The sequence below is a fragment of the Rhizobium sp. Root274 genome (assembly GCF_001429245.1).
Classification (GTDB): domain Bacteria; phylum Pseudomonadota; class Alphaproteobacteria; order Rhizobiales; family Rhizobiaceae; genus Allorhizobium.
On sequence record NZ_LMJE01000001.1, the window covers coordinates 441,041 to 466,650 of the forward strand.

The 25,610-nt window shown below is 64.7% G+C and carries 29 protein-coding genes and 1 pseudogene; 9 read left to right on the forward strand and 21 right to left on the reverse strand.

All coding sequences use genetic code 11. From position 1 onward, the window contains the following. Positions 1-32 precede the first annotated feature (32 nt). The 6 genes and pseudogenes from ASE36_RS02260 to ASE36_RS23240 all read right to left on the reverse strand — a co-directional run bounded on the left by ASE36_RS02260 (position 33) and on the right by ASE36_RS23240 (position 8,072). On the reverse strand, positions 33-3,812 hold the full coding sequence (locus ASE36_RS02260) for a glycoside hydrolase/phage tail family protein (RefSeq protein WP_062275226.1): 3,780 nt from the start codon (positions 3,810-3,812) through the stop codon (positions 33-35). Further along, on the reverse strand, positions 3,812-4,273 hold the full coding sequence (locus ASE36_RS02265; protein WP_062275228.1) for an NlpC/P60 family protein: 462 nt from the start codon (positions 4,271-4,273) through the stop codon (positions 3,812-3,814). The genes ASE36_RS02260 and ASE36_RS02265 overlap by 1 nt, the downstream gene beginning before the upstream one ends. A gap of 159 nt (positions 4,274-4,432) precedes the next feature. Beyond that, positions 4,433-5,047: a heparin lyase I family protein gene (locus ASE36_RS02270; RefSeq protein WP_062275230.1), complete on the reverse strand. Its 615-nt coding sequence runs from the start codon at positions 5,045-5,047 to the stop codon at positions 4,433-4,435. Between the two features lie 229 nt (positions 5,048-5,276). Beyond that, on the reverse strand, positions 5,277-6,173 hold the full coding sequence (locus ASE36_RS02275) for a DUF2163 domain-containing protein (protein ID WP_062275232.1): 897 nt from the start codon (positions 6,171-6,173) through the stop codon (positions 5,277-5,279). After that, entirely contained in the window at positions 6,170-6,802 is a 633-nt protein-coding gene (locus ASE36_RS02280) for a DUF2460 domain-containing protein (protein WP_062275234.1), read from the reverse strand. Before ASE36_RS02280 ends, ASE36_RS02275 begins: the two co-directional genes overlap by 4 nt. Before the next feature lie 651 nt (positions 6,803-7,453). Further along, positions 7,454-8,072: pseudogene (locus ASE36_RS23240) on the reverse strand (phage tail tape measure protein). Positions 8,073-8,275: 203 nt separating this feature from the next. Between ASE36_RS23240 and ASE36_RS02290 the strand changes: the two are divergent. Then, on the forward strand, positions 8,276-8,527 hold the full coding sequence (locus ASE36_RS02290) for a type II toxin-antitoxin system Phd/YefM family antitoxin (protein ID WP_062275236.1): 252 nt from the start codon (positions 8,276-8,278) through the stop codon (positions 8,525-8,527). Between the two features lies 1 nt (position 8,528). Continuing rightward, the gene (locus ASE36_RS02295) at positions 8,529-8,801 is read left to right on the forward strand and encodes a Txe/YoeB family addiction module toxin (protein WP_062275238.1); all 273 of its coding nucleotides are present in this window, start codon (positions 8,529-8,531) and stop codon (positions 8,799-8,801) included. A 36-nt stretch (positions 8,802-8,837) separates the two neighbouring features. Here the strand turns inward: ASE36_RS02295 and ASE36_RS02300 are convergent, their stop codons facing one another. From ASE36_RS02300 to ASE36_RS02310, 3 genes are read right to left on the reverse strand one after another with little or no spacing between them, the layout of a single operon-like run. Continuing rightward, positions 8,838-9,047 carry a phage tail assembly chaperone gene (locus tag ASE36_RS02300; protein WP_062611235.1) on the reverse strand — a complete coding sequence of 70 codons (210 nt, stop codon included), beginning with the start codon at positions 9,045-9,047 and terminating at the stop codon, positions 8,838-8,840. Continuing rightward, positions 9,044-9,460, reverse strand: coding sequence for a gene transfer agent family protein (locus ASE36_RS02305; RefSeq protein ID WP_062275240.1), 417 nt, complete (start codon positions 9,458-9,460; stop codon positions 9,044-9,046). Before ASE36_RS02305 ends, ASE36_RS02300 begins: the two co-directional genes overlap by 4 nt. A gap of 7 nt (positions 9,461-9,467) precedes the next feature. Beyond that, positions 9,468-9,875, reverse strand: a complete 408-nt coding sequence (locus ASE36_RS02310) for a phage major tail protein, TP901-1 family (RefSeq protein WP_062275242.1) — start codon at positions 9,873-9,875, stop codon at positions 9,468-9,470. A gap of 481 nt (positions 9,876-10,356) precedes the next feature. Here ASE36_RS02310 and ASE36_RS02315 point away from each other — a divergent pair, with 481 nt between their 5' ends. Then, entirely contained in the window at positions 10,357-11,586 is a 1,230-nt protein-coding gene (locus tag ASE36_RS02315; protein ID WP_062275244.1) for an MFS transporter, read from the forward strand. Between the two features lie 66 nt (positions 11,587-11,652). Here ASE36_RS02315 and ASE36_RS02320 read toward each other — a convergent pair whose 3' ends face one another. The 6 genes from ASE36_RS02320 to ASE36_RS02350 all read right to left on the reverse strand — a co-directional run bounded on the left by ASE36_RS02320 (position 11,653) and on the right by ASE36_RS02350 (position 15,969). Continuing rightward, positions 11,653-12,051, reverse strand: coding sequence for a DUF3168 domain-containing protein (locus ASE36_RS02320; RefSeq protein WP_062275246.1), 399 nt, complete (start codon positions 12,049-12,051; stop codon positions 11,653-11,655). A 294-nt stretch (positions 12,052-12,345) separates the two neighbouring features. Further along, a complete protein-coding gene (locus ASE36_RS02330; protein ID WP_062277873.1) occupies positions 12,346-12,681 on the reverse strand; it encodes a phage head closure protein in 336 nt (111 codons plus the stop codon). Positions 12,682-12,683: 2 nt separating this feature from the next. Continuing rightward, entirely contained in the window at positions 12,684-13,253 is a 570-nt protein-coding gene (locus ASE36_RS02335; RefSeq protein ID WP_062275250.1) for a head-tail connector protein, read from the reverse strand. 276 nt (positions 13,254-13,529) lie between these two features. Continuing rightward, positions 13,530-14,816, reverse strand: coding sequence for a phage major capsid protein (locus tag ASE36_RS02340; protein WP_062277877.1), 1,287 nt, complete (start codon positions 14,814-14,816; stop codon positions 13,530-13,532). Between the two features lie 40 nt (positions 14,817-14,856). Continuing rightward, positions 14,857-15,432 (reverse strand): HK97 family phage prohead protease, encoded by a 576-nt coding sequence (locus ASE36_RS02345; RefSeq protein WP_062275251.1) that lies wholly within the window; start codon positions 15,430-15,432, stop codon positions 14,857-14,859. Between the two features lie 222 nt (positions 15,433-15,654). Then, positions 15,655-15,969, reverse strand: coding sequence for a DUF6107 family protein (locus ASE36_RS02350; RefSeq protein ID WP_062275253.1), 315 nt, complete (start codon positions 15,967-15,969; stop codon positions 15,655-15,657). Between the two features lie 307 nt (positions 15,970-16,276). Here ASE36_RS02350 and ASE36_RS02355 point away from each other — a divergent pair, with 307 nt between their 5' ends. Both ASE36_RS02355 and ASE36_RS02360 read left to right on the forward strand, forming a co-directional pair. Further along, positions 16,277-16,774, forward strand: a complete 498-nt coding sequence (locus tag ASE36_RS02355; protein ID WP_062275255.1) for an HXXEE domain-containing protein — start codon at positions 16,277-16,279, stop codon at positions 16,772-16,774. Between the two features lie 208 nt (positions 16,775-16,982). Continuing rightward, a complete protein-coding gene (locus tag ASE36_RS02360) occupies positions 16,983-17,858 on the forward strand; it encodes a phosphatase PAP2 family protein (protein WP_062275258.1) in 876 nt (291 codons plus the stop codon). Positions 17,859-18,035: 177 nt separating this feature from the next. Here ASE36_RS02360 and ASE36_RS02365 read toward each other — a convergent pair whose 3' ends face one another. Together ASE36_RS02365 and ASE36_RS02370 are read right to left on the reverse strand one after the other, a co-directional pair. Further along, positions 18,036-19,205: a phage portal protein gene (locus ASE36_RS02365; protein ID WP_062275260.1), complete on the reverse strand. Its 1,170-nt coding sequence runs from the start codon at positions 19,203-19,205 to the stop codon at positions 18,036-18,038. A gap of 131 nt (positions 19,206-19,336) precedes the next feature. Then, positions 19,337-19,954, reverse strand: a complete 618-nt coding sequence (locus ASE36_RS02370) for a TetR/AcrR family transcriptional regulator (RefSeq protein WP_062275261.1) — start codon at positions 19,952-19,954, stop codon at positions 19,337-19,339. A 145-nt stretch (positions 19,955-20,099) separates the two neighbouring features. Between ASE36_RS02370 and ASE36_RS02375 the strand changes: the two genes are divergently transcribed. The 3 genes from ASE36_RS02375 to ASE36_RS02385 all read left to right on the forward strand — a co-directional run bounded on the left by ASE36_RS02375 (position 20,100) and on the right by ASE36_RS02385 (position 21,770). Continuing rightward, entirely contained in the window at positions 20,100-21,074 is a 975-nt protein-coding gene (locus tag ASE36_RS02375; protein ID WP_062275263.1) for an alpha/beta hydrolase family protein, read from the forward strand. Between the two features lie 112 nt (positions 21,075-21,186). Then, the gene (locus tag ASE36_RS02380) at positions 21,187-21,375 is read left to right on the forward strand and encodes a hypothetical protein (RefSeq protein ID WP_062275265.1); all 189 of its coding nucleotides are present in this window, start codon (positions 21,187-21,189) and stop codon (positions 21,373-21,375) included. Continuing rightward, entirely contained in the window at positions 21,372-21,770 is a 399-nt protein-coding gene (locus tag ASE36_RS02385; RefSeq protein ID WP_062275267.1) for a type II toxin-antitoxin system death-on-curing family toxin, read from the forward strand. The genes ASE36_RS02380 and ASE36_RS02385 overlap by 4 nt, the downstream gene beginning before the upstream one ends. A gap of 31 nt (positions 21,771-21,801) precedes the next feature. On the opposite strand, the gene ASE36_RS02390 is transcribed toward ASE36_RS02385, so the two are convergent. Together ASE36_RS02390 and ASE36_RS02395 are read right to left on the reverse strand one after the other, a co-directional pair. Continuing rightward, positions 21,802-22,107, reverse strand: a complete 306-nt coding sequence (locus ASE36_RS02390; RefSeq protein WP_062275269.1) for a Dabb family protein — start codon at positions 22,105-22,107, stop codon at positions 21,802-21,804. A 102-nt stretch (positions 22,108-22,209) separates the two neighbouring features. Further along, positions 22,210-22,830 carry a glycoside hydrolase family 19 protein gene (locus tag ASE36_RS02395; RefSeq protein WP_062275271.1) on the reverse strand — a complete coding sequence of 207 codons (621 nt, stop codon included), beginning with the start codon at positions 22,828-22,830 and terminating at the stop codon, positions 22,210-22,212. 296 nt (positions 22,831-23,126) lie between these two features. On the opposite strand from ASE36_RS02395, the gene ASE36_RS23140 reads away from it, so the two are divergent. Beyond that, a complete protein-coding gene (locus tag ASE36_RS23140) occupies positions 23,127-23,255 on the forward strand; it encodes a hypothetical protein (RefSeq protein WP_274533373.1) in 129 nt (42 codons plus the stop codon). Positions 23,256-23,347: 92 nt separating this feature from the next. Here the strand turns inward: ASE36_RS23140 and ASE36_RS02400 are convergent, their stop codons facing one another. Continuing rightward, entirely contained in the window at positions 23,348-24,154 is an 807-nt protein-coding gene (locus tag ASE36_RS02400) for a hypothetical protein (RefSeq protein ID WP_062275273.1), read from the reverse strand. A gap of 91 nt (positions 24,155-24,245) precedes the next feature. Continuing rightward, positions 24,246-25,577: a terminase large subunit domain-containing protein gene (locus tag ASE36_RS02405; protein ID WP_156378594.1), complete on the reverse strand. Its 1,332-nt coding sequence runs from the start codon at positions 25,575-25,577 to the stop codon at positions 24,246-24,248. Positions 25,578-25,610 lie beyond the last annotated feature (33 nt).

Genomic DNA, 25,610 nt, shown 5'->3' on the forward strand with positions numbered 1-25,610 from the left:
ACTTTCTCCTTCGGCTTCAGAGTTTATCGAAATCATTGAATGCCAATGCTCGCCTCGGCCGGAATGCCAGCCGCCAATCGGCCAAGCTGACGAATGCGGACAGACAGGCTCGTCTGACCCGCACCGAAATCGACCATCTCGTCACCCGCCGCATAGGTGCAGGCCGCCCCCGTCACCTCAATCGTCCGGCGCACCACTGCCCCGTCTAGGATCTCGACGCGGTAGCGCTCCGTCTCCTCATCAAGCGGAATGTCGCCCTCGCTCCAGCCGTCGGCATCGGTCCGCCCTCGCCGGATCCAGGAGAGCACCACATCCCCGACACCGGACCTCACCGCCTTCAGATGCACCGGCGACAGTGGCGTTTCCGCTCGCAAACCACCGGCAAAAAGATGGGGACCGGACAGCTCCGTCACGAGCCCCATCGGCTCCAAAATCCAGTTCTGCTCCACGCCGCGTTCGGCGGTCGCAAGCCCCAGCGACTTCACCGCCGCATCCAGCAGCACGACGTCCGCCCCGGCCTCCGCGCCTGCCGCCATTGCGTCCTCCGTACCGGCAAGCCCGCGCAGCAAGCCGGTCAGCCGGAAGCGCCCGGCCGAAATCTCCTCGGCATCAGTAAAACCGAGCACCTCCCAGCCCCCTGAGGCAGCGCGCACCGCCAGCCTGTTCGTGCCGGACAACACCGCCGTCCGGCTCGCCGAAGACACGGCGCCCGAGAGCAGATCCACAACCAGACCATTGGCCCGGTCAAACCGCCCGGAGACACCCGCCGCCAGTGGCTCGACCAGTACGCCCAGCGTTGCCGGCCGATCGAGCGTCAGGCGCAGCCGATAACCCTCGATTTCAGGCGAACTCGATACCGCGAGCCTGACCCACGGCTTCCCATAGGCCGCCACAGCCGCATCGCCGCTCATCGCGGTCGCGTCCACACGCGGCAGATCGAGAAAGACCACCGTCGGATCAAAACCCGCAGCCCCCGGATTGTCGCCCGCCCGCCCCGGCTCCACCGCCGCCACTTCGGAAGACACCTTCCCGGCAAAGGCCCTAAGCGTCAGCCGCCGCTCGAACCCCTCGTCGATCTCGCTCACCAGAAACCGCCCCGCCGGACCCTCCGCCAGCCGCAACACGTCACCCGGCTGCACGGCAATTTCCTCCGGCCCCAGGGCCAACTGCAGCGTACGCCGCGCCAGCCTGACGTCGCGCAGCCAGCCTTCGGCGGCGAGAAGTGCTGTCTCCTCAGCAATCACGGCCGGCAGGTCGCGCGCCAATTGCCGCTCGGTTGCCGCCTCCACCTTGCGCGAGCGCACACTCGCCTCGGCATAATCGGCCGCCGGATCATAGAAGGTCACCAAAGCTTCCGAGGCGAAATCGCTGTCATGCCCGCGCGTCTCGCTCCAGAGAGCTTGATCCGGCAGATCCGCCAGCACTGAAATCTCCCGCGCCGGCAGGCTGGCATTGCCCCGCGTGCGGAAGCGCAAGGTCCCACCATCCTCCACCACATCGATCTGGAACAGCTCCACCAGCGGCTCGATCAAATCGCGCGCCGAGGTCAAATCCCCCTTCACGTAACCGCCAAGATCCCCCGCAACCTGCGACACGTCAAAATCGCCGAACCCATGATCGGTGAGGATCGCCGCGATCGTATCGGCCAGCGTTGCCGTGCCCAGCCGCCCGTTCAGCCAGTGTCCCGTTCGCCAGTTGCGCCCATCGGCCCAAAGCCCCGTCTCCTGCGGAAAACCCGGATAAGGCCGCGCATCCCAGCTCCAGACAAAAAGCTTCGACAGATCAACCAGCCCCGCCGGTCTCTCCCCATCCGCCCAGTGGCCCAGATGCGCCTCGAGAAAGCGCCGTTGCTGGCTGTCGGCCCTCGCCCCGCTGGAAAAATGCGGCCGTCCGCTCTCGGTCGACTTCGCATCGACGAAAACATTCGGCTGGTTTGCCCCGCGATCCACCGCCCCGCAGCCAAGCTCGGTAAACCAGAAAGGTTTCATCCCGGGCGTCCAGGCGGTCGGCACGACCTGCTCCACCCCGCCGACCCGGTTATAGTGCCGGTTGCCCCACCAGCTTTCGAGATCCTTGAAGCGATAAACCCAAGGCTTGCCATAGGCGCCATCGGTGATCGGCGTGCGGACCCGCATCTGCCGGTCGACCTCGCTGGTGTAATACCAGTCGAACCCCTCGCCCGCCGTCAGCATCCGGGCAAAAGCCGAGGCATCATCGGCACCGGAAAACCCGTCCGGGCTCACCGCCTCCAGATCCTCGTCGCGCCAGTCGGCCAGCGGCATGTAATTGTCGATCCCGACACCCGCCACATCCGGACTCGCCCAGAGCGCATCGAGATGAAAGAACAGATCACCCGACCCATCCGCCGGCTGATGGCCGAAATATTCGCTCCAGTCCGCCCCATAGGATATCGCCGTCGCCGGCCCCAGAATGCCCCGAACCTCACCCGCCAGTGCCACCAGCGCCTCGACAAAGGGAAAAGCGTTCGCCCCATCCCGCAGCACCGTCAGCCCCTTCAGCTCGGAGCCCAGCAGGAAGCCATCCACGCCGCCCGCCTCATCGGCCAGGTCGGCATAATGCCGGATAAACCGCCGATAGCTGTCCGCACGGGTCACAAAGGCCGAAACCTGCGCCCGCGCCGAAGCCGTCTTGTCGGCACTCAGAGGAAAAGCGGTAATCCGCCCGCGCCAGGGATAGGCCGCCTGCTCCGCCCCGCCATAAGGATCGGGCAGTCCGTTGCCGCCGGCGATATCCATCAGCAGAAAGGGATAGAGCGTCACCTTCAACCGGCGCGCCTTCAGATCCCTGATCGCCTCAATCACGCTTCGGTCGTCCGGCGACCCGCCATAGGCCGGCCCGCCGTCATGCCGGCTCACCAGATGCGCCTCGCTTCGATCGAGCCCCGCCACGCGCCAGGCCCGGCTCTCCTGCCGCCGCGAAGCCACCTCCACCCCCGGCAGCACCTTGCATTCTGCGGCCCTGAGGTCCGTGCCGAACCAGGCCACCACCAGCGCCACCTCTTGCAAGTTGGGGCAAAGCGCCTGCAGCTCGTCGATCGAGGCCTGCCAGTCGCTCGCGGCCACCAGCGTGTTGCGGTTCAGCCAGCGCTTCTCGCCCGATTTCGGCTTGTCCGACACCCGCGTCACCGCATAACCATGTTCGGTCGCGCCTGGAATGACCGCCACCGCCCGGATCTGATCTTCCAACTGCCCGACCGGCCGGATCACCTCGAACTGCAAGAGCGGAATGCGATTGCCGAAATCATCGAGCGGCAGCCGCTCGAAGACGACATAGGCCAACCCGCGATAGGCCGGCACCTTGTCCGCCCCTTGCTTGGCCGCCATCAGCGGATCGACCGGCTGGTCCCGCGTGCCGCGATAGACCCGCATCTCGATTTCGGTCAGGTCAAGTTCCCGCCCATCGGCCCAGACGCGGCGCACGCCGGCAACCTCCCCCTCGCAGAGCCCGAACGCCAGATTGGCATAATATTGATAGGTCGTGGTGCGCGTGCCGCCGCTCGACTTGCCGCCGCTGCGCTCCGTCACCGCCTCCTCCTCGAAGCGCGTTGCCCAGATCAGCGTGCCGCCCAGCCTCGCCGTGCCATAAAGCCTGGGGATCGCCGTGCCCTCGCTCGCCCCCGCCAGCCGCGCGGAAGACAGCCGCACTCCGGTGAGCGACGTGGTGCTGGATAGCAGGCTGCGGTCGATCATGCTCCCGACCGCCGCCCCCGCCGCCCGCCCCAAAATGGCGCCGACCGGCCCGAAGACCGAACCCAGGGCAGCGCCTGCCGCCTGCAAAAGGATCGTCGCCATCACAAAACCCTTTCCGGAAATCGATAGATGCCGGCAATCTTGCGCTGCCACCCCGGCACCAGCGCCGAGCGCGTCACCGCCGATTGCTCATAGGCATGAATGAAGGCATCGGGGACCTTGTCCCCCGCCTCCGGCATCCGCGCCAAAATCCCCGCATGTTTGGCGGCCAGATGCGGCCGAAAGCGAAACAAGACCAGATCGCCCGACCGGCTCTCCTCGAAGCACGCGACAGGTAGGAAATGCCGCCCCGCCGCCTGAAGCAACCGCTCCTCCCCCGACCGCTCCGCCCAATCAGGCGCATAGGCCGGTACCGCCTCCGGCTCCTCGCCATACAGTTCCCGCCAGATCCCCCGGATCAGCCCGAGACAATCGCACCCCACCCCCTTCGTCGCCCCCTGATGCCGATAGGGCGTGCCGATCCAGCGCTCGGCAATGCCGAGCACACGTGCATTGACGGACATGTTAGATTCCTCACGAATGTGGAAAGGCCCTCATCCCCCTACCGGGACCTTCTCCCCGTTAACGGGGAGAAGGGGGCACGCCGCCGGCCGCATTCGTTCTTCTCCCCGCCTGCGGGGAGAAGGTGCCGGCAGGCGGATGAGGGGCAACAACCCGCCCTCTCACCCCCGGCTTACCAACCGATAGCTCGCCTGCTGGTCCGGACCGATCAGACCCTTGGTCATGTTGCGATAGATGCCATATTTGAAATAGACCGAAGCCGCATCTGCCGGCACCAGTGCCAGTCCGCTGGCCCTCACCACCGTCTTGCCGTTGACCGCAGCCGTCACGGCACCGTTCGTCGCGTGCCAGGTAAAGGTATAGAGGAACGTGTTACACACGCCTTTGGTGATGGTGACCGGGTATTCGATGAAACTGTCACTGTCGTGATTGTTGAGGCAAATCGAGAACTCGCCGTTCTCATAGCGGTTGTAGACGCTGTCATAGACACCGTTATGCCACTGGCCGAGCGTCTGCTTCGGGCTGAATTCCGCATAGTCGGTCGGGATCTTCAGGTGGAAAGCATAGGTGTGGGTCGAGCCGACAGCATCTTCCGTCGTCACCCGCGCCTCGCAACGCTCGCGAAAGTTCAGGGCATCGCTGCCCTCCGGTCCGTTCCAGTAGTCCCCGGCCTTGACCAGAAAGGTCTCGACGCCGCTCGCCCTGGTATAGCGGCTCGTATCGACCGCCTGGACATAATAGGAATAACCGTTTCCGTCGGGGCAAATGATCTTCATGGCAATCACCTTTCACTGTGTTGTCTGCGGGGGATAGGCAAAGGGACAGGGCGGAGGTGGGGCAAGACAGGAAAGTCCCTCACCGGAGATTGCTCAACAAGGAACAGAGGGCTGCCCTCCTCATCCCCCTGCCGAGACCTTCTCCCCGCACGCGGGGAGAAGGTGCCCGAAGGGCGGATGAGGGGCCCCAAATACTGCAAGGCAGGCGATGAGGGGCCTCTCAAGCCCATCACTCATAGAGCACCCCACCGTCATGCGTGCTTGCGCCACTCACATAGGAATAGGCAAAATCGCTGCCGGGCATATGCGGAAAGCCTTGGAAATTCCGCTGGTTGGCGAATTTTGTTCGGCAGGTCGCAAAACTCTTGTCGCAGCCGACCGTGAGCGTCACCGGATCGCCCGGCGCCGGCGAAACCTCGAGCGGCAGCCAGAGCCGCACGTCCACACGACCACCCACCGCTGCCCCGCTCTCCTCGATCACCAGCCGGCGCCCTCCAAGCGCCCCACCCTCAAAACGCAGATGACCGAGCCGGAAATGCCCCTCGGCAATCCCGTCCAGACCGTCGATCCGCAACCGGTCCGCCGTCACCACGTCGGCAATCTGCCCTGCCCGGCGCCGCCCGCCGGCGCCCAAATCGACCCCGCAGCGGAGATCCCCCAGATCGGCATCGCAACGTCGGTTGTAGATCCGGCCCTGCGGCTGCTGCAGCCGGTGCGCGATACTGCGCAACTCGGCCGAAAACGCCGGTCCAGCCCTTTGCACTTCCCCGATTTCCTGCACCGAAAGCAGGCCATGCTGTGCCTCCGGCTGCTGCCAGTTGACCAGAAACAGCTCGACGCGCGCGCCGTCATAACGGCCGGCGGCGAGATCGCCTTCCGTGATCGCCTCGCTCGAAAACCCGCCCTTGATTTCAGCGGCCGGTGCGGCCAGACCACTTGCCGCATTCGCCTCGCTCGTCGCAAAACCGCTTGCCGGCTCGAAGCGGGTGCCAGAGAACTCCAGGACCTGGTCGTGTTCGGTAAAGCCGAGCACCACTCCATCTGCCCGCGTCACCCGCCAGGCGCGGCAGAGCGTCGTCTCGCCCGTCGCCATATGCGCGGCCAGGTCTTCGGCAAAGGCTCTCATGGGATCACCTCGATCAGCGGAATGGAGGGAATACGTCCGGCCCGGAAGGCGTCGAGATTGATCTCGATCCGGTCGGTGTCGAACCGGACGGCCACGTCATACTCGAAGCCCGCCCGGATCTCAGACCCGGCGCCCGGCACATGCCCTTCTTCGAAGGTCACGATCCCGGTCGTCGCATCCATTGCAAAGCCGCTCGCCTGCTCGACCCCGTCCACCGCAACGCGCAGCGTGCCCCCGACCGGTTTTAAAACCGGCCGCCGCTCCACGCCCGCCCCGTCACCATAGGCTTTCACCAGCGGAAAGGCCTCCGTCACCCCATCGCCCGTCCCGATCCACTGGTCGAGTGGCGACACCGCCTCGCCCGGTCTTGCCGACGAAAAATCCACCGGGTCGCGAAAACGAAACCCGTGCAACTGCCCGCCGCGCGCCTCGAAGAATTCAAGCACCGCATAAAGATCGGCCACCGAGCGCAAAGCCGAGCCGACATCATAGCGGCGCCTGGAAAACCGCCAGCGCCGATTGCGCGCCTCGCGGCCGTTCGACAGCGACACGATATCCGTCTGCCGCCCCGGCCCACCGCTTGACGTCAGCGACAGGCGCAGCGGAAACCGCTGTTCATGAAAGGCCATAGATGCCTCCGTTCGATAGAACTGTGAAATTGTTTTGTGCCAACAAGGCCTTGAGGATAGCGCCTGGAATGGCTCCTCAGCAGGGGACCACGAGGCCGGCGCCAACCTGGACCACGAGCCCGGCGCTAACCTGAGACCGCTGGCCCGGCACCGCCCTCGGATCCCCGGTCCGGCACCAGCGTGTCCCTAGACGAGCATCGTTCGATGCCGGCAGACTTACGGTCAAGCCACGCTATTCTGCAGGTCGCTCTTCCCCCATGCGGCAGGGCTATCGCATATGGGGTACCGGTGGCGGTTCGGGCTCCCTCTTCTCCCCTCAGGGAGAAGTGCCGAGCGCATGCGAGGCGATGAGGGGGCTGTCCGGCACAGCATCAGCGCTTCGCGCGCCCCCTCATCCCCCTGCCGGGACCTTCTCCCCGCTTGGGAGAAGAGGGACCCCACCACGTGCGCTGCTCAAGATCCATATGCGATTGCCCTGCCCCCGTGTGGGGAGCTCTCGACGCAGCCGACAAAGGGAGGCCGCACCCTCACAGCACCACCAAACCCAGCGCCGCGTCCAGAAGCGCCCGCGCATAATCCCCGCGAACTTCCCCGCCTATTGCCTATTGCCTACTGCCTATTCGCTACTCGCTATTCGCCACCGCCCCAGCCTCACATCCCCCGCCGCCCGCGCGTCACCGAGCGCGCCAACATCGCCGTAGTCTGCCCTTCGCTTTTGGCAAAACTCGCCGCATCCGTCGCCGTCACCTGAAAATGGATCACCGTTCCACCGCCGGCACCATCAGTCGCCACGCCGAGCGCCCCGTCGGCGCCGCGCCTCAGCGGCAGAATGGCTTCGGCGCCCGCCTCGCCCATCAGACCGGTCCCGCCCCCCATCGAAAAATAGGTGGGCGATGCGACCACGCCGCCATCGGCAAAGGGCATCACCCGTCCTGGCACGCCACCCTCGGCATAGGCGCTGACGCCTGCGCCAAGACCCGCCCCAAAACTCGCCCCGAGACCCGATCCGAGACTGCCGAGCACCCCGCCCACCGCCTGGCCAAGCAGGTTTTCAAGCGGCTTCAAGCCCGCCGAAAGCGCTATATCGGAAAGCCGCACCGACGGTGCGCAACACCTCCTCCAGCCCCTTGCCACCCGTTACAGCGCCCGCCAAAGCCGAGGTCAGCGCCCGCCCGAAGCGGGCAGACCGTGCCTCAAGATCGTCGAGCACAGCCAAGGCCGCACTGCCATCAAGATCGACGGAAAGCGCCAATGTGTCGTCATCGGTCATCGAGATTTCCTTTCGTTTCGCGCGTAACGTTCCGGCCGCGCCGACCTTGGCTGCCCCTCATTCTGAGGTGATCTTTGACGCTGGCTCAAGAACGCTTCAGGATCAGGCAGGGTGACAAACCCGAACCTTGGCCGGCCCTGCACCGATTGACACTCCAACTCAATCCGTACACATTTGCATACAGTCGACCCAGGAGTGCCATCATGGCCCATGTTCGCCTCACCGAGTTCCGCCAGAATATTGCCACCCACTTCGACGAGGTGATCGCATCGCGCGCGCCCCTCCTCGTCACCCGCCAGGGATCGGAAGCCGTGGTCGTCATGGCCGAGGGCGAATATGAGAGCCTGCAGGAAACCTTGCATCTCCTGTCCACGCCGGCGAATGCTGAACGGCTGCGTGAAAGCCTTGCGCAGCTCCATGCGCAAGAGCTGATCGAGAAAGATCCGACCCTCTGACATGAACCTGCTCTGGACCCGCAATGCCTGGGAAGAGTACGAATACTGGCAAGGGTCCGACCCGGCCATGGTCACAAAAATCAACGAACTGATCCGCGATACGAAAAGATCCCCTTTCCAGGGTCTTGGCAAACCGGAGCCCCTCAAGGGCGATCTCAGCGGCTTCTGGTCACGGCGCATCCTGGGCGAACATCGGCTGGTCTACCGCGTCTCCGGCAAGGGCAGCACGCAGCAGATCGAAATCATCCAGTGCCGGTTTCACTATCAGAAATAGGGCATAACGAACCGGCGCATCGCTTCCGCCACCCTCTCAATCCGGAAACCTCAACATCATCCGCTCCACCTCGGCCCGCGAAATTGCGCCCGGCCGCTGAAAGCCGCCCGCCATGGCGCAAAATTCCGGCAGGCTCAGTCGCCAGAACACCTCCGGTAACAGCCGCAGACGGGCAAGACCCAGCGTCATCGCCGCTTCCCAGGGAAACGGTTTTGGTCCCTGGCTTGCGCCGCCTGCGGCCGTCAAGGGGACGCCGTCGTCTCCTCCCGCGCCAAAGCACCGGCGGCAACACCCGCGACCCCGCCCGTCTGAAAGGTCACCGTCAGCAGTTCGCCAACGATAGCCGCCGCCCCGGCCACGCCGCCCTCGACCGCCATCTCCGCCGCATCGGCGTCCGACACCCGGTTGCCGCCGCCGCGCAACCCGCAGGCGAGAATGCGGATCAGATCCGCACTTTTCAGCCGCCCGGTGGAAAACCGCGCGGCGAGATCACCCAGGCTTTCCGCCCCGAACGCCGTTTCCAGTTCGGAAAGCGCCCCCAGCGTCAAACACAGAATACGCCGCTCGCCGTCGATGACCGTCTCCACCTCGCCGCGATGGCGGTTGGCGCGGTTCACCGTCACCGGCTCGTGCCGGCCTTGATCTCCATAGCCACGCATGACCACCTCACAGCGCCGCAAAGGATACGGCACCGGCCGATTCCAGTGCGATCTCGAAAGTCATTTCGCCATCGTGATTGCCGGCATAATCCAGCGCCGTCACCTGAAACGGCGCCGTCACCGTGCCGAAATCGGGGATGACCACCTGGAATGTCAGGAGCGTTCCGCCAAAGAAGGCCGCCCGCACCAAAGCGTCCGAAGCCTGGTCCTTGAAGAGACCCGATCCGGAAAGCCCGGCACGCCGCACGCCCGCCCCTTCCAAAAGTTCCCGCCAGCGCCCGGCGCTCTCGCTGTCGGTGATATCCACAGACTGGGCGTTGAACGACAGCCGCCGGGCCCTCAGCCCCGCCACCGTCACAAACCCTGCCCCATCCTCGATCTTCAGCAAGAGATCCTTGCCCTTCTGCGCGCCCATGGCGTCTCTCCTTGATGATGTGTGATTGGTTGAAACGCGGTGCAGCTCCACACCTCCCCCTTGAGGGGGGAGGTCGCCGCAAAGCGGCGGGTGGGGGTGACCTTCGCCAGACATCGGACGGCACACCACACGGGATCACCCCACCCCGGACCTGCGGTCCGACCCTCCCCCCTCAAGGGGAGGGTGGATGCGCGCACGCAAGCGTCCCTCACCCTGGGGGGCCAGGCGCCTAAGCTTCAGATTTTCCAAGAGAGGGGCGAAGTTCCACAGGCATAGCCATCGCCGAGCCCCCCACTGGCGAAATCTAAGGCTTGGCCCTGATCGGGCCAATTCCTCAATTTCCCTTTCTCCCCCGCAAAGGGGGAGATGGGCCGAGCCCGCCGCAACACCGCAGCCGTCAAGATTTCACCCTATCGCCGACGCCACAACCGGCCTAGAAGATGCACTCCCGCCGATTGCAAACTCTCCCTTTGAGTCCCCCATGAACATGCCCCGCACTGCCCTCGTCGCCGCGCTTACGGTTTCGCAGATCCTTGGCTGGGGCACGACCTATGAGATGCCGGCCGTCTTCGGGCGAGCCATGGCCGCCGATCTCGGGCTTGCCAACGAAACAGCCTTTGCCGGGCTGACCGTAATGATGCTGGTCATGGCCTTTCTCGGCCCCTGGACCGGCCAGCAGATTGCCCGCCACGGCGCTTCGAAAATCCTCGCCACGGGCTCCGTCCTAATGGCGGCTGGCCTCACCGTGCTTGCGCTCTCCACCGGCCTCGTCCTCTATGCGATCGCCTGGCTCATCCTCGGCGTCGGCGGTTCCTTTGCGCTGACGGTGCCGGCCTTTGCTGCCGTCGTCGAGCGGGAAGGCCGTGATGCCCGCCGCGCCATCGGCATTCTCATGGTCTTCACCGGGCTCTCCTCCGCCGTCTGCTGGCCGCTGCTCACGCTCGCCGGCGAGGCGCTCGGCTGGCGCGGGGCGCTTCTTGCCGCCGCTGCCGTGCAGCTCCTTGTCGTCATGCCCGTGCATCTCGCCATCGGCCGCATCGCGATCACGCGCTCGGACGAGGACCGTGCGGCCGATGCCGTCGAACCGCTTGATCTGACCCGCCGTATGGCGGTGGCCGCCTTCCTGCTGATTGCGCTCTCCAGTTCGCTCTCCAGCCTGATGACCTTCGGCCTGTCGCCGCAGCTCCTGCATATCCTCGAACTCTCCGGCGCCACGCCGGCGCTTGCGCTTGAGCTCGGATCGCTGCGCGCTGTCTTCGGCATCTCCGCCCGCGCCGTCGATCTGGTGCTTGGCAAACGCACCTCGCCGATCACCACCGGCCTTGCCGGCTCCGCCATGCTGACGGCGTCGACGCTGCTCCTGATCGTCTTCTCCGGCACTCCCTCAAGCCTTCTCCTGTTTACAGCGCTTTACGGCTTCGGCTCGGGCGTCAGTGCGCTTGCCCGCGCCACCATGCCCCTGTCCTTCTTCTCCGCCAGCCGCTTCGCCCGCCAGTCGGCCCGCCTCGCATTGCCGCAAAACCTCGCCAATGCAACCGCCCCGGTGCTGATGACGGCTGTCATCGACCGCGCCGGCATCGATGCCGGCCTCGTGCTCGCCACTGCCTTCGCCGCGACGGGCTTTTTCGCGATCCTGGGGCTGGCAATGATCGCGCGGCGCACGAGGCCTATCTGCCCCCTTGCGGGGGAGAGCGGAAAATCGAAGGCTTGAGGTCCGAGCAAGCGGCCTAAACTTCAGATTTTCCAAGAGAGGGGCAAAGTTCCGTGGGCAAATGCCTCACTCCACCACCGCCCGAAAACGCGCCTCGGCCACGAACAGCCCGGCCTTCACATCGCGTCGGCTGATCGTTCGCCGATGGCTGAAATTGACGAGCCGAAACCCGGAGAGCCCGTCCGACAAGCCCTCCGCCACCCGGCGCACATCCGCGACAAGCTCTTCCGCCTCACGCCTGGACTTCGCGCTCCAGGCCTCCAGCACCAGCAGGATCTCCGTGCCCTCCGACTCGCCGGTCGAATAATCCCGCGCCTCGACGGTGCTCAGCACAAGGGCTGGAAAACGCTGCGGCCGCAGCGCGCGGTCGGTCACCCCGTCCGTGCCAAGCTGTGCCACCAGCACCGCATCCGCCTTCACTGCCTGTTGAAGCGCGATTGCCAAGGCATTGACCGCATTCGTCATTGTCCATCTCCTTGCACCCGCTCACGCTCACGCATCACCACAGCGCATCACGCCGCCCCTCATGCAATAGGTCCATCCCTCATCCTGAGGCGCCCGACACATCAGGGCTTCGAAGGACGAGTCCTCGCTCGCCCCCATCATCAATAGCCTGCCACTCCTCCGGCTCCGGCGCGTCCGTCCGCCGGACGGCCTGCGCCGCCAGCCTTTGCGCCAGCGCCCGCCGCAACATCTCGCCCAGCACCAACCCGGTCTCCTCCAGCGCCACAGGCGCATGGCCCCGCCCGCCAGCGCGCCTCATCCCGTCACCTCACGGCAAAGTGCCAGCGCAAACCGCCCCGTCTCGTCCAGATCGCGCAGCGCCATAATCTCAAAGACCCGCGCGCCCTTGCGCAGCCGCTGCCCCGGCGTAAGATCGCCCCGCGCCCGCAAGGTCACCTGATGCGTCACCTCCGACACCAGCCCCGGCCCCTTGACCTCTTCGGCAAATGTCTTCGGCTCGACCAGCGCCCAAACCCGTCCCAGCTCGGCAAAGACGACCTCCGCCCCGCCCTGCCCGTCATCTGTGGCTTGAGGCTCCTCCAGCACCAGCCGCGCCGTCAGCCGGCCGGCATCGACATCCAAAACGGCCATGGTCATAGCCCCCGACGGCAAAACGGCGCGATCAACCGGTCATAACCAGGCGGCACGACCGCCGGCTGGGCATCCGCGGCCACCACGCCCCGGCAGGCAAACATCGCGCCGATATGCAACAGCATCGCCCGCTTCAGCGTGTCGGGCATGTCAGCCCCGCTCTCGCCCCAGCCCGCCACGAACTCCACCTCGATGCCATTCAGCACCCGCCCCGGCGCTGGCACATCGCGCAGCCAAAGCCGCGCCGGCCGCGCCTCGCCGTCAAGCAGGTGCCCGTCGAGATCCACGGCCTGACCGATCCCCTCGCCGTCATAGACCGTCACCTCCGTCACCTGCCGCACCGGCCCCCGCGCAATCGTCAGGATCCCGTCGTCCGGCCAGGCATCAAGGCAAAGCCGAAAATCCCTGGTCGCCAGCACCAGCCCGGTCTCCCGCTCCAGATGCTCGCGCGCGACCGTGATCAGCGAGCCGAGCAGGTCGTCCTCGTCATCCGTATCCAGCCGCAAATGCGCCCTCACCTCGGCAAGCGTCAGCGGCTCCGCCAGCGGCGGAGAAAGGTCGATCATGGTCATGGGAAATCCTTTTGAAAATAATCATTAAACTGGGCAGATCCTGACGGCAGCGGGTGACTGCCTCTTCTCCCCAGCGGGGAGAAGGTGCCCCGAAGGGGCGGATGAGGGGGAGCGAAGCTTGGGCGTAATGCTCGATGCTTTGCCGAACGGCCCCCTCACCTCGCCTCCGCTACCCTCGGCGATCCTCTCCCCGAGGGGAGAGGCGGTCACGCGAGCGGTCGCCCCACCCCGGAGCTGCGCTCCGCCCCTCCCCATCAAGGGGAGGGTCAGCCCCCATCACACCCCGAATTTCACCAGCTTGATCGCCTCGAAATCCTGCACGCCGCCGCCCACGCGCTTCGTCGTGTAAAACAGCACGTAAGGCTTGGCCGAATAGGGATCACGCAGGACCCGCACGCCGACACGGTCGACCACCAGATAGCCGGCGCGGAAATCGCCGAAGGCGATCGCCGTGGCATTCGCCGCAATCTCTGGCATGGCCTCGGATTCGGCGACCGGGAAGCCCATCAGCGAGGCGGGATCGCCGGCGCGCGCCGGCGGCGCCCAGAGATAGTTGCCGTCGGCATCCTTCAGCTTGCGCACCGCGCCTTGGGTGCGGCGGCTCATGACGAAGCTGCCGTTCTGGCGATGCCCCGCCTTCAGCGCATAAACCGCGTTGATCAGCACGTCCGATGCACCACTTGCCGCAAAAGCGCCCGCAGCCCCCGTCGCGATCGTGCCGATCTTGCCCCATTCCCAGGCGTCGTCGGCCACCTGCGTGTAGCTCAGGAAACCCTTGGGACGGTTGACGCCGTCACCCGAGACGAAAGCCTGCCCTTCCTGCTCGGCAAAGGCGATGTCGACTTCGGCCGCAATCCAGGCCTCGATATCGACCGCCGCATCGTCGAGCAGCCCCTGCGTCGCGGCCGGCATGGCATAAAGCTCCATGGTCGGGAAGGCGAGTTCGGAGAGTTCCGGCGTGCCGGTCTGCGGCCGCGCCGCCGTCTCGGCCACCCAGCCGCTCGCAAAACCCGCCGCAGCAAACGGCTTCTTCAGCACTGACCCCGACACCTGCCGCACGGTCGCGAGCGAGCGGATCGGCGAAATGGCGGAGAGCCTCCGGCCAATCTCGCCATCCATCTGCGGCGGCACGAGATAGCCGCCGTCGCCGGAGACACCCGCCGATAGCGCCTTCTGGTCGAGATCGCGCAAGGCCTGGTCGTCGCCGCGCCTAACATAGGCTTCGAAAGCCGCCTTGTGTTCGGCAGACATCGGATCGTCACGCCCCGGCCGCGAGAGCTGCGGCCTCAGCTTCTTCAGCACCAGCTCGTCGAGAAGCCGCCCCTGATCATCGATCGCCTTGTTGATCCGCTCGACCTTGTCACGGGTGACGACATCGCTTGTCAGCTTGTCCTCGATTTCCGCCAGCCGCTGGTCATTGCCCTCCTTGAAGGCCTCGAAAGCGCTCATCAGCTCCTCGAAGGCCGCCGTCACGGTGTCGGGTGCGGCCTTCACCTCGAGTGCCGCGCGCGCCGGCGAATCCGTTTTGCCCGTTCCGGCTGTCCCCGCCCTGTCATCCGTCATCATGTTCTGTCCTTTCGCCTCATTCCTCTGGTCCATCTCGTCATCCTCTGGTGAAATGATTGTTTGCCATCGCCCGTGCCGCCCGGCGCATCAGCCGGACGAGCTCGGTTTCCCTGTCGCGGTAGAACCGCCGATGCTTGACATTGGAGACGCGCGCGGTCGGCAGCATGGGAAAGGTCACCACCGAGATCTCCCAGAGATCCGCCTCCAGGATGCGCCTGACCCCCGCCTTGCGGTCGGCCCTGGTCTTCACCGCGCGAAAGCCGATCGACAACCCATCCAAGGCGCCGGCCTTCATCAGCGCCAGCACCTCGCGGGCGCGCTCCACGTCGGTTGCCAGCTTGCCCTCGACATAGAGGCCCCGCTCGTCCTCGCGCAAAACCGTCCAGCGGCCGATCACCTCGGCTGGATCGTGCTGGAACAGCATGCGCACGCCGCCCGCGCCGCGCTTGTCGATCGAGGCGGCAAAGGCGCCGCGCTCGATCGCGTCGCGGCCGAGATCGACCTCGCCGAACAGGCTGGCATAGCCCGAAAACGTCCCGTCACCGGCGACACCCTTCAGCGTCAGCCCGGTATATCTGAAGCTCGGGGCGCCCAGCCCCTCCCTGCGCTGCATAATGTCTCTCCTCGTGATGATTTTTCTGTTGGGCTTGGAACTGCCCCTCATTCCCCTGCCGGGACCTTCTCCCCGTGAACGGGGACAAGGGGGCACGCCGCCGGCCGTATTCGCCTTCTCCCCGCCTGCGGGGAGAAGGTGCCCGAAGGGCGGATGAGGGGCTCCTCTCTAAGAGAATGAGGGGCTTTTCAGTCAGAAGATGCGCGGCAGTCGCGCGCCCCCTCAAACCCTCTCCCCCGCCCGACCCGTCAGCCGCACCAGAACCCCCAGCCCCCACCAGGCCGTAAATGACGCAAGCGTGGCACCGGCCAGCATGATCTCGGCGGAGGACAATTCCGGCTCGATGCCGAGCTGGGTCGCACCCCACAGCCCCGTCGGCCCGCCGAAGATCAGCCCGCAGGCGACCCCGGTCAGGAAGCGCACCGCCGCTTCGCGGCGATGGCGCGGCAGGAGATAGACCAGCGAAATCGCAGAGCCTGCGACAGCGCCGATCAGACGGGCAGACAAAACGCCGCCGTCATGGCTGAAGTCAGTCATTTGTTCATCTTTCGCTGATAGCTTGGCCTCGCGCCGGCCGGTACGATCCCGCCCAAAAGGCTGCGGCCGGCGCAAACCTTCCCTTAAAATCCCGACAAGCCGATCCCATCACCGGGACGGCTTTGACTTTTTTCCAAATATTCTGAATCCCTTGGTGAGTGAGGCTCACACACAGAGTCTGCTGCTTGATGCACCGCGCGAAGAGGTTCACGCTCCCCGTCAAGACGCCGCGCACCCGCGCCAACTTCTGGCCGGAACCGATCGATGATAGGCTCGCAATGCCTCCAACCGGGTTCGGGAGAGATCGATGGACATCCTATGGTTCTGGCTGTTTTTCGGCCTGCTCCTCATCCATAATGGCGAGGAATACATCTTTGCGAACCGCCTCGCCGACATCGTCGCCGGACTCGGCTTAGACCTTCCCCTCACCCGGTTCCGCATCGCCCTGGTGATCGTCACCCTTGCCGGTCTGGCGCTGATCCCGATCAAACTCGCTGAGCTGCCCGCCGCCGATCCGCTCTTGGCGGGGTCCGCCCTGATCATGCTGGCCAATGTCTTTGTCCCGCATCTCGCAGCCACCCTCGTCCTTCGGCGCTACACCGCCGGCGTCATCAGCGCCGTGTTCCTGATGGCGCCGGGCTGCACAGTGATCCTGCAGGCGGCCCTTGGCGCCGGGCTCAGCCGTCGCGACGTGCTTTTCGCCGCACTCGCCCTTGCCGTTCCCCTGCTCCTGTTCCTGTGGCTGTTCATCGGCTCGGGCCTAAGGCGCAAAGCTTCTTCCGGCCCTCCTGCCACGAAGGGCTGACAGCGCACGCAAGCCATGCCAAAGGCCCGCCGAAGGATGCGCTTTCTGACCCAATGAAGCGTCCTCCGAATTGCGATCACGCTGGCAATCAGGCTTGCGATCACGCCCGCCATCGCTGCGACCCGCCCCGCAAACCCAAAGCCCCGTCACACGCCTTTCATCAAGCCCTGCTCATGTGGCGGCGGGGTATAAAGTCTGGGGTTTTTACATGGTCTATGTCATCGACACGGCACGTGCGCCACGCGGCACGGCTGCGGAAAAGCCGCTGCTGTTTGCCACGCTGATCACACTGACGCTATCCGCCGTCTTCGTCGCCATGCCCGGCGTCGATCTCGCCGTCAGCCGGCTCTTCTATGTCGAGGGCCTCGGCTTTCCGGCGGGCAAGATCGAGGCGCTCAAGACTTTTCGCGCCTTTGGCCAATATTTCCCGCTGGCACTCATCATCGCGCTCGTCGTCGGCCTCGTCCTGAAACTGATCTACCCCTCGCGCCCGTCGCTCTTTCCGCCGCGCTTCACCCTCTATTTCTCCAGCCTCTTCCTGCTCGGCCCGGCGCTCACGGTAAACGGCATCCTGAAGCCGCTCTTCGATCGCCCGCGCCCGCGCAATGTCGTGGATTTCGGCGGTACCGATGCCTTCGTGCATGCCTGGGGCCTCGGCGGCCATTATTTCGACGACCGCTCCTTCGTCTCGGGAGAGGCTGCCGTCGTCGCCTGTCTCATCCCTCTCGCCTTCTTCGTGCCCGTGGTCTGGCGCCGCTCAGTCTTCGTCCTGCTCTGCGTCTATGCTGCGCTGACCGCCCTCAACCGCATCGCCTTCGGCGCGCATTTCCTCTCCGACGTGCTGATCGCATCCGGCCTGATGGCCATGCTCGCCATCGGCCTTGCCCACCTCATCTACGGCCGCCCGGGCGTCCAGTCCTGCGACATCAAACTCGATGCTGCACTCAGCGCCTTCGGCCACCGCCTGCATGGCTGGCGCCGCGAGACCGTCGCCAGCATCGTCAAAGCCGTCACGAACCGCCTGTCATTTTCACCCGCGCTGCCGCAGCCGGCACCGTCGGCAGAGGCCGAGCTGCAGGGCTGAGGCGCGGCCGCATCCGAACCTCTCCCCTCTCTGGGAGAGGTTACACCGCCGCCGGCCGTATTCGACCCTCTCCCCCTTGTGGGAGAGGTTACAAAATCGAAGCGTTAGGCGCGCGCAAGCCGCCTAACCTTCAGATTTTGTTGGTGAGGGGATCGGTTCCGTTGGCACAACCAAATCTCAATACCCGACAGCCTCCCGCTTCTCCTCGTCCGTCAAGAACCCGGCCGCCCCAACTCTCCCCCAGAGCGCATCGCGTTCCGCCGCCAAGCCCGCCACCGTGTCGAGATCCGGCACCAGCTTCAGCCCCTCGCCCGTCAACGCCCCGAGAAAGCGTGAGAGCGCCGCCGCCGTCCGCGTCACCAGCGGCAGCACGGTCAGGCGATAAAAGGCGCGGTTCGCCTCCTGATAGTTCGCATAGGTGTTGTCGCCGGGAATGCCGAGCAGCATGGGCGGCACGCCGAAAGCGAGCGCGATGTCGCGGGCAGCACCATTCTTCGCCTCGACGAAATCCATATCCTTGGGCGAAAGCCCCATCGACTTCCAGTCGAGCCCGCCCTCCAAGAGCAGCGGCCGCCCGGCGCGCATAGGCCCGGAATAGCCCTCGTCGAGTTCCACCTTCAGCCGCTGATACTGATCGGAGGTGAGATTGCCGCCCTCCTTCGGCTGATAGACCAGCGCGCCCGAAGGTCGTGCCGAATTGTCGAGGAGCGCCTTGTTCCAGCGCCCTGCCGCATTGTGCAGGTCGAGCGCCACTTGCGCTGCCGCCAGCGGCGCGAAGCCTAAGTGATCGTCAAGCGGATGAAACAGCTTCAGATGCAGCAGCCCGTCAAGCGCGATGCGCCGCGCGGCCGTGCCGGCGCGATAATCATAGCCCGCCGGCCAGCCGTCGGCCCCCGAGACGACGCTCACCCGGTCGGGCCGCAAAAGATGCAGCTCCGCCGTCGCCCCGGCCCCCGCGCCAACCGCAATCGCCTCGACAAAGGCGTTGCCCGAGAGCAGCAACTGGCCATAGAGCGCTTCGAGAAAATCCGCCCCGGTCATCGCCCCGTTCGGCCGCGAAAGAAGCGACAGCGCCGGATGATCCTCGCGCTCGACCGGCCCCTGATAGGCGAGAGAACCAATGCTGGCGGCGGCCTCCGAGACCAGCCGCACACAGCGATGGGCCACCGGGTTCCTCATGAACCCTTCGCGCGACAGCGCCGCATAACTTCGCCCCGTCCACCGCGCCTCGCCCTCGCCGGCAATCAAGGCCAGAGCCATTCCAGGGCGGGGAGACAGCGCCTTTTCATCAGACGCGCGGGCACGATCCGGGGCTTGCGCCCAGGGCAAACGGAAGGGGAATTTCATCGGATTTTCCTCGTGTAGGACAGGAGTGAAGGATGCGGTCGGCGGGTTCACCGCTCAGCCTCACCCTCAAATATCATCAGAGCAGGCACTCGACCGGGACGCCCACAAGATCAGCTAACCCAGCCTCGACCTCAGGCCTTGGCGGGCTCTGCGCGAAACCGCAGTCCGTCGATCAGCAGCTCGACCATCACCGGTGTCTCGCCCTCCGGCTCACTCCCCTTGACCGAAGCAAGGTTGCCGATCGCGCGCAGCAATTCGTAAGGCTCGATGCCGGCCCGCACCTCGCCGGCCGCGACGGCGGCATTCAGAAGCCCCGCCAAAGCCGGCTCGAAATTCTGGCGAAAATAATCCGGCAGCGCCTGAAAGGCGGGATCCCCGGAATGGAGCGCCTGAGCGAGGCCCCGCTTGGTCGCGATGAAGCGCGTGTATCGTCGCAGCCAGAGCGCCATCGCCTTCTCTGGCGGATGTTCCCCGGCAAGCTCGGCTGCCTCCGCCGTGCAGGCATCGACTTCGCGCTTGAAGACAGCGATCACCAGATCTGCACGGGTCGGGAAGCGCCGATAGAGCGTGCCGACGCCGACACCGGCGCGGCTCGCAATCTCGCGCGTCGGCGCATCGACGCCGCTTTCCGCAAAGATCGCCTTGGCCGCTTCCAGGAGGGAATCCTCGTTGCGGCGGGCGTCGGCGCGCACGCGCGGCGCTCCTGTTTCCACGCCGGGATCTTCGCTCTGTTCGACCACTGCCGCCATTCATCTTCTCCTGCCACGACAAAAAATCTGCAGCGGCCTTGCTAAACGGAACACTGTTCCGTATATCACACATGCATTCGGAACGTCGTTCCGATTAATCTCTTAACCCCATCGCCCGCCAAAATCCAGAGCTCGGAGGCCCTCCATGAACGATCTCGTCACCAAAGCCCGCGCCATCTCGACGCCCGCCCCTCAACCGACCCTCACGATCAACCCGGTGACCCTGCCGGCGCCCGGTCGCGGCCGCCCGCTCGACCTGCGCATCACCGCACCGATCAGCGGAGATCACCTGCCGATCATCCTTTTGTCGCATGGCCACGGCCCATCGCTCTACATTCCGTCCAAGGATGGCTACGGCCCGCTCGTCGATTTCTACGCCGCTCACGGCTTCGTCGTCATCCAGCCGACCCATGCCAATTCCAAGGTCGCCGGTCTTGGCAAGGATACACCCGGCTATCCATTCTTCTGGCAATCACGCCTTGATGACATGACGCTGATCCTCGACAGCCTCTCGGCCATCGAACAGGCCGTCCCCCTGCTCGCCGGTCGGCTCGATGCCAGCCGCGTGGCGGCCGTCGGCCATTCGCTCGGCGGGCAAACCGTCGGCATGCTGCTCGGCGCCGGCCTCACCGATACCGCAGACCCCGCCGTCACCCGCGTCCGCCAGCCAGAGCCGCGCATCAAGGCCGGCGTGCTTCTTGCCGCCCCCGGCCTTGGCGGCGACAGCCTCAGCGATTATGCGCGGGCAAACTACACCACGCTCAACCCCGACTTTTCGACACTCACCACCCGCACCCTCGTCGTTGCCGGCGACGCGGACGACAGCCCGCATCTGACAACGCGCGGCGCCGAATGGCATGTCGACCCCTATCGCCATGCGCCGGGCGCCGAAGCACTGCTCACCCTTTTCGGCGGCAAACACGGCCTCGGCGGCATTGCCGGCTATGATGCCAAGGAAACCGACGACGAGGATCCCGAACGCCTTGCGATCACCCAGCGCCTGACGCTCGCCTATCTGCGAACCGCCCTCGACATCGACGGCAGCAGCTGGCCCGAGGCGATGGCCGCGCTTGAAGCCCATGCCCCAGACGTCGGCCGGGCGGATTTCAAGACCGCCTAGTCGCCAAAATGTCCGCTGCGGCGCAGGGTCCGCGCCGCAGCGGACGGTTCCAGATCAGAGGCGTCGAGCGCTCCATCTGGCCGCACAACCGTTTCTGTGCTAAATTCTCCCAATGACGGCACGCTCGAAAACCAACACAGTCGACAAAAATCTGGGCTCGGCAAAAGCCGATGCTACGTCTTTGTCGCCGTCCGAACGCGCCAAGACCGCGGAGCCGGTGTCCAGCCCACCTGAAATCGAAGACTTTGTTGCCGAACTGCTTGTCACCGACAAAATAATCCTGGACCATCTTGCCAAGTGAGCGAGCCGGCTTGGATCGCATTGCAAGATGTGATCGCCATCAACCGGCGCCTTCTGCTGGACACGGCCGAACAGCATTTCGTACGCGACCGTGCCGCTTTGGAAAGCGCTCTTCACAGGCCGCGCTTCCAAGCCAACTATCTCCAGATTTCTGCCGTATCCTGGCTCGCCAGTTGCCTCATTCAGGCGATCGGCAAGGCCCATGCCTTTGAGCAGGGCAACAAGCGCACGGCCTGGCTTGCGGGACGCTATTTCATCGCCACGAACGGCTATCGCCTGACCTTAACCACAGAAGACCAGGAGATGTTGAAACTGCTCATCGAGGCGCTCATCGTGACCGACGCCGATCCGTCGGGCCTGGCCGGAGAGCTGGACAAACGCATGACACTCGCCTGACTACCGGTCGAGCTTCAGCACCGCTAAGCTCTCACACCCGCGCTCTCACCGCATCCTCCACCCGATAATCCGCCGCAAACCGCTCCTCGCGCAGGGGCTTCACCCGGCGAATGCTCTCCTCATACAGCGGATGCGCCTTGTAGGCGGCAAGCGCTGCCTCGTCCTCGAACTCGCCATAGACGACAAGGTCGATCCCCTGGTGAAAGCCGTCGGTCTTCACATTGGTGCCGATCTCCAGCAGGCCGGCATGCGGAATTTCCGTCAGGATCGACAGCCCCGCCCTGACAGCCTCGAGATTCTCAGGCTTCACGGTGAAGAAGACGATGTGGCGGATCATGGGACACCTGTAAAAACAATATTGCGGTGCGAAAGGCGATAGCACCGCGCAGCCGATGGCTCAATCCGCCAATGGGCCTCACAGTCGATGCCCCTCTTCTCTTCACACCACCAGCGCTGCTCGGATTGCCGCATCGAAGGTCCGGGCGGTCGCTGCAATCTTTGCTGCCCGGTCGCGCCCGTTGACGATCTTGCGCGCGCCTGTCCAGTCGGCCTTCATGCCGCAAAAGAAGTCGGCAAGCCTTGCGCCCGAAAACAGCCCCTCGGTCATGCCCACCACCAGGATCGTCGCCGCGACGTCCAGCCTCAGCGCCAGGTCCGGCTCCGCCACCAGATCAAGCCCGGTGATCCGGCTCATCGTCTGATAATTCTCGCGGTGGGTAATCTGCACCAGGCCACGCCCGTAATAGCTGCGGCCGACAGCGTCCGGTCGCCAATAGGGCGTCGTCACCGTCGGCAGTTTGCCGGCGCGGAATGCCCGCTCCAGCCGCGCCACCGCCTCGTCATTGGTCGCGGCAAAGGTCTCGCGCACCGGCTGCAGCGTCTCGCCGGTTTCATGATGCGCGGTTGCCAGCATATAGGCGAGCCAGCGCGGATCGGACCAGCCGCGGGCGAGAAAGCGCGTCAAAAGCGCCTCGATGCCGGCCACCTGTCCCTCGCTTAAGCGCCCGCCAAAGACGGAATGGCGCACAGCAGCGAAGAAGATCGTGCGATCGATCCGCATGGGAAACCTCGATGTCAGGAGTAAGAATCGGAGAGAACAGGCGAAAGGCGCTGCCGCTCAAAGAGGCCGGCAGCCCGGCCGTTGGCGGCCACCTGGCGTCCATGGCAAGGGCCGGCCCGAAGCCTCTGCCCGCCATTCACCAAATTGTCGAAAATATTTGTGCCGTTTAAAACGATTGAAGAAATTTCAATCGTTTAGAGCGCCTTCTGTTCACATTTACAAAGCCTTAACACTGTGGAACTTTCGCCTCACAGACACGTTTGGGAGCCAGGACTTCCAACATGAGGAGGGAAGACATGCAGACCAATACTTCCATGACGCCCAAGACCGCCGCCCCGCAGACGATCCCGGCCGATGTTCTGGCCCGGCTCGAAAACGAATGGCGCCAGGTCCGGCAGCCGTCCAGCCGCCCGTCCGGCAAGTAATCCACGATCCACCGCCCCCATCATCAGACCGGCGCCCCAGAGGCGCCGGTTTTTTTATAAATTGACACTCGGTTTCACAGGAACTGGCTGGCCTACTCATCCTCGCCGCCGCTGTTATACCGCAGCAAGTTAAAACCTTCAGCATTGGGCGTAACAATGCTAGGCGACAAGGTCACTCCCGCTAACGGCCGGGAGGGGGAGCTGTGCTTAGCGCGGCGTTCTTTGTAGGCATCACTTTCAGCGTCGACGCCGATAAATGCCAACTTTATCGTCCCGGTGACCTCGTTCGACGCTGAAAGCGGCAATACCCCTGTGATCTCAGTCAAAACCCATGTGATCCCTGCGGACGTGACTGCAAGTTTAGCGGAGAAGACGGATTCACCGGAGAAAACCGCATTGTCGTCAAGTTTAATGGTTGCCAGTCGGACACCACCATTGTCATCCGGCGATTTATTATTGCGTTCCTCAACATAAGCGACAGTAGAACTGTACTCCTTCACAAGCCGATCAACACCAATTTTTCCAACAATCGGCACAGCGGATACCGATACACAATCTTGCTTGAGCGCTGTGGGGAGTTCGACAGTGAATAGTTGCCGATAAAGCCTACTAGACGATCCCTCGATGGACAAAGGTAAATTCAAAGACCGGCTTTCGCCGGGAGTGAGAAAGGCTGTGGTTTTTTCGATACTGGGCGAGAACCCCCCAGTATTTTTGGTCTGAACTTTCAAATCCGCTGAAATAGAACCGCCTCTTTGGAGGAATGTCGAAGTCTTGCTGCTCTCTATCAACTCGCAACGCACCTTTTCGATCAGTTGGGCCATAGATATCGGGGTAAACTTTCCCTCGTAATTGCTCACACAACCACTCATCCCCGCGCACAGCGCGAGCACAATCATCTTCCGCATTTCCCTGCCCCCAGAAAAATTCACGAGAACTCAGGATTGCATGAATTAACCATTTATCAACCATGTGAAATTTAGGGTATCCTTACACCCCTCTGATCCTCGGCTCTCCGCCACCCTCCAGCATCAGCGCCGTCAGTGCCCATACCAGCGCATCGAGCCGGTCCGGCGAGCGCCCGCTCGACAGGCCGTCGGGGCCGAAATCACACATCTGATCTTCCAGAGCGGGAAACCGTGCCGCATGCACCACCCGGCCCTGCTCGTAGAGTGCGGCCACCGGCTCGGCGCGCAGAAACTTGCCGCGGGTCGCGCGCACCGTCGTCACCGGCAGCCGCGCCTCGATGCCTTCGAGCACCGCGCGCACCATGTCGCCGCCCTGGTTGATCTCGGCCACCACGCGGTCGGCCTCGAAGCGCCGGAAGGCGGAAACCACCGCCCGGGCCCAGCCTGCCGGCCCCGCCCCCTCCACCGAGCAATCGGCCAGAACCACCGCCTGGCCATTCTCCTTCAGTCCGGCCACCACGATGCCGCAACAGGCCGACGCCCCGCCTGCCGGCGGATCGACCGCGACGACAATCCGTTGCAGCGGTTCTGCAAGTTTTACCACGATCTCGTCCAGCCGCGCCCGCTTCCACAGCGCATCCACCCGGTCCTCGATCAGTTCGCCATCCAGCTCCTGCCGGCCGAGCCTTGTCCCGCCATAGCGCGATGCCAGCGCCCCCAAAAATCCCGGCGCCAGATGCGCCGCATTGGCCGACGTCGCCATCTTCGTCAGCGCCGTCGCCTCATCCGCCATCAGCCGCTTCAACAGCGGCACCGGCCGCGGCGTCGTCGTCACCACCTGGCGCGGATCGTCGCCGAGCCTCAGCGCAAACTGCAGCATGTCGAAGGTCTCGTCGGCATGTTTCCATTTGGCGAGTTCATCGCACCAGGCGAGATGAAACTGCGGCCCGCGCAGGCTTTCCGGATCTTCGGAGGAAAAGATCTGCGCGATCGCCCCGTTCGGCCAGATCAGCCGTCGTCTCGAAATCTCCACCTCGGGCCGCATCCGCCTTGCGATCCGCGAAAGCCCGGAGGCCCCGTCGATCATCACCTCGCGCGCATCGCCCAGCGTTTCCGCCACGAGCGCAATGCGCAGATCCGTCCGACGCCCGGCCTTCATCACCTCGGCCTGCACCCATTCGGCGCCCGCCCGGGTCTTGCCCGATCCGCGCCCGCCCAGGATCAGCCAGTTGCGCCAAATGCCGGAGGGCGGCAATTGCTCGGGCCGCGCCAGAAGCCGCCAGTCGCGGGCGAGAAAGGCAAGATCGGCCGCGTCGAGGCCGCCAAGATCGAAACCGCCGCTCTGTCCGCATACCGGCTGATCCGTCCGCGTCTCACGCGCATGACGTTCGTCCCACCCCTGAACCCCGGCCATCCTCCACGTTTCATGTGAGAACATTCCAGCCGC

Coding starts and splice junctions, on each gene's coding strand:
- ASE36_RS02260 (WP_062275226.1), bottom strand. CDS start 3,812: ATGGCGACGATCCTTTTGCAGGCGGCAGGCGCTGCCCTGGGTTCGGTC.
- ASE36_RS02265 (WP_062275228.1), bottom strand. CDS start 4,273: ATGTCCGTCAATGCACGTGTGCTCGGCATTGCCGAGCGCTGGATCGGC.
- ASE36_RS02270 (WP_062275230.1), bottom strand. CDS start 5,047: ATGAAGATCATTTGCCCCGACGGAAACGGTTATTCCTATTATGTCCAG.
- ASE36_RS02275 (WP_062275232.1), bottom strand. CDS start 6,173: ATGAGAGCCTTTGCCGAAGACCTGGCCGCGCATATGGCGACGGGCGAG.
- ASE36_RS02280 (WP_062275234.1), bottom strand. CDS start 6,802: ATGGCCTTTCATGAACAGCGGTTTCCGCTGCGCCTGTCGCTGACGTCA.
- ASE36_RS02290 (WP_062275236.1), top strand. CDS start 8,276: ATGGCCCATGTTCGCCTCACCGAGTTCCGCCAGAATATTGCCACCCAC.
- ASE36_RS02295 (WP_062275238.1), top strand. CDS start 8,529: ATGAACCTGCTCTGGACCCGCAATGCCTGGGAAGAGTACGAATACTGG.
- ASE36_RS02305 (WP_062275240.1), bottom strand. CDS start 9,460: ATGCGTGGCTATGGAGATCAAGGCCGGCACGAGCCGGTGACGGTGAAC.
- ASE36_RS02310 (WP_062275242.1), bottom strand. CDS start 9,875: ATGGGCGCGCAGAAGGGCAAGGATCTCTTGCTGAAGATCGAGGATGGG.
- ASE36_RS02315 (WP_062275244.1), top strand. CDS start 10,357: ATGAACATGCCCCGCACTGCCCTCGTCGCCGCGCTTACGGTTTCGCAG.
- ASE36_RS02320 (WP_062275246.1), bottom strand. CDS start 12,051: ATGACGAATGCGGTCAATGCCTTGGCAATCGCGCTTCAACAGGCAGTG.
- ASE36_RS02330 (WP_062277873.1), bottom strand. CDS start 12,681: ATGGCCGTTTTGGATGTCGATGCCGGCCGGCTGACGGCGCGGCTGGTG.
- ASE36_RS02335 (WP_062275250.1), bottom strand. CDS start 13,253: ATGACCATGATCGACCTTTCTCCGCCGCTGGCGGAGCCGCTGACGCTT.
- ASE36_RS02340 (WP_062277877.1), bottom strand. CDS start 14,816: ATGACGGATGACAGGGCGGGGACAGCCGGAACGGGCAAAACGGATTCG.
- ASE36_RS02345 (WP_062275251.1), bottom strand. CDS start 15,432: ATGCAGCGCAGGGAGGGGCTGGGCGCCCCGAGCTTCAGATATACCGGG.
- ASE36_RS02350 (WP_062275253.1), bottom strand. CDS start 15,969: ATGACTGACTTCAGCCATGACGGCGGCGTTTTGTCTGCCCGTCTGATC.
- ASE36_RS02355 (WP_062275255.1), top strand. CDS start 16,277: ATGGACATCCTATGGTTCTGGCTGTTTTTCGGCCTGCTCCTCATCCAT.
- ASE36_RS02360 (WP_062275258.1), top strand. CDS start 16,983: ATGGTCTATGTCATCGACACGGCACGTGCGCCACGCGGCACGGCTGCG.
- ASE36_RS02365 (WP_062275260.1), bottom strand. CDS start 19,205: ATGAAATTCCCCTTCCGTTTGCCCTGGGCGCAAGCCCCGGATCGTGCC.
- ASE36_RS02370 (WP_062275261.1), bottom strand. CDS start 19,954: ATGGCGGCAGTGGTCGAACAGAGCGAAGATCCCGGCGTGGAAACAGGA.
- ASE36_RS02375 (WP_062275263.1), top strand. CDS start 20,100: ATGAACGATCTCGTCACCAAAGCCCGCGCCATCTCGACGCCCGCCCCT.
- ASE36_RS02380 (WP_062275265.1), top strand. CDS start 21,187: ATGACGGCACGCTCGAAAACCAACACAGTCGACAAAAATCTGGGCTCG.
- ASE36_RS02390 (WP_062275269.1), bottom strand. CDS start 22,107: ATGATCCGCCACATCGTCTTCTTCACCGTGAAGCCTGAGAATCTCGAG.
- ASE36_RS02395 (WP_062275271.1), bottom strand. CDS start 22,830: ATGCGGATCGATCGCACGATCTTCTTCGCTGCTGTGCGCCATTCCGTC.
- ASE36_RS23140 (WP_274533373.1), top strand. CDS start 23,127: ATGCAGACCAATACTTCCATGACGCCCAAGACCGCCGCCCCGCAGACG.
- ASE36_RS02400 (WP_062275273.1), bottom strand. CDS start 24,154: ATGATTGTGCTCGCGCTGTGCGCGGGGATGAGTGGTTGTGTGAGCAAT.
- ASE36_RS02405 (WP_156378594.1), bottom strand. CDS start 25,577: ATGGCCGGGGTTCAGGGGTGGGACGAACGTCATGCGCGTGAGACGCGG.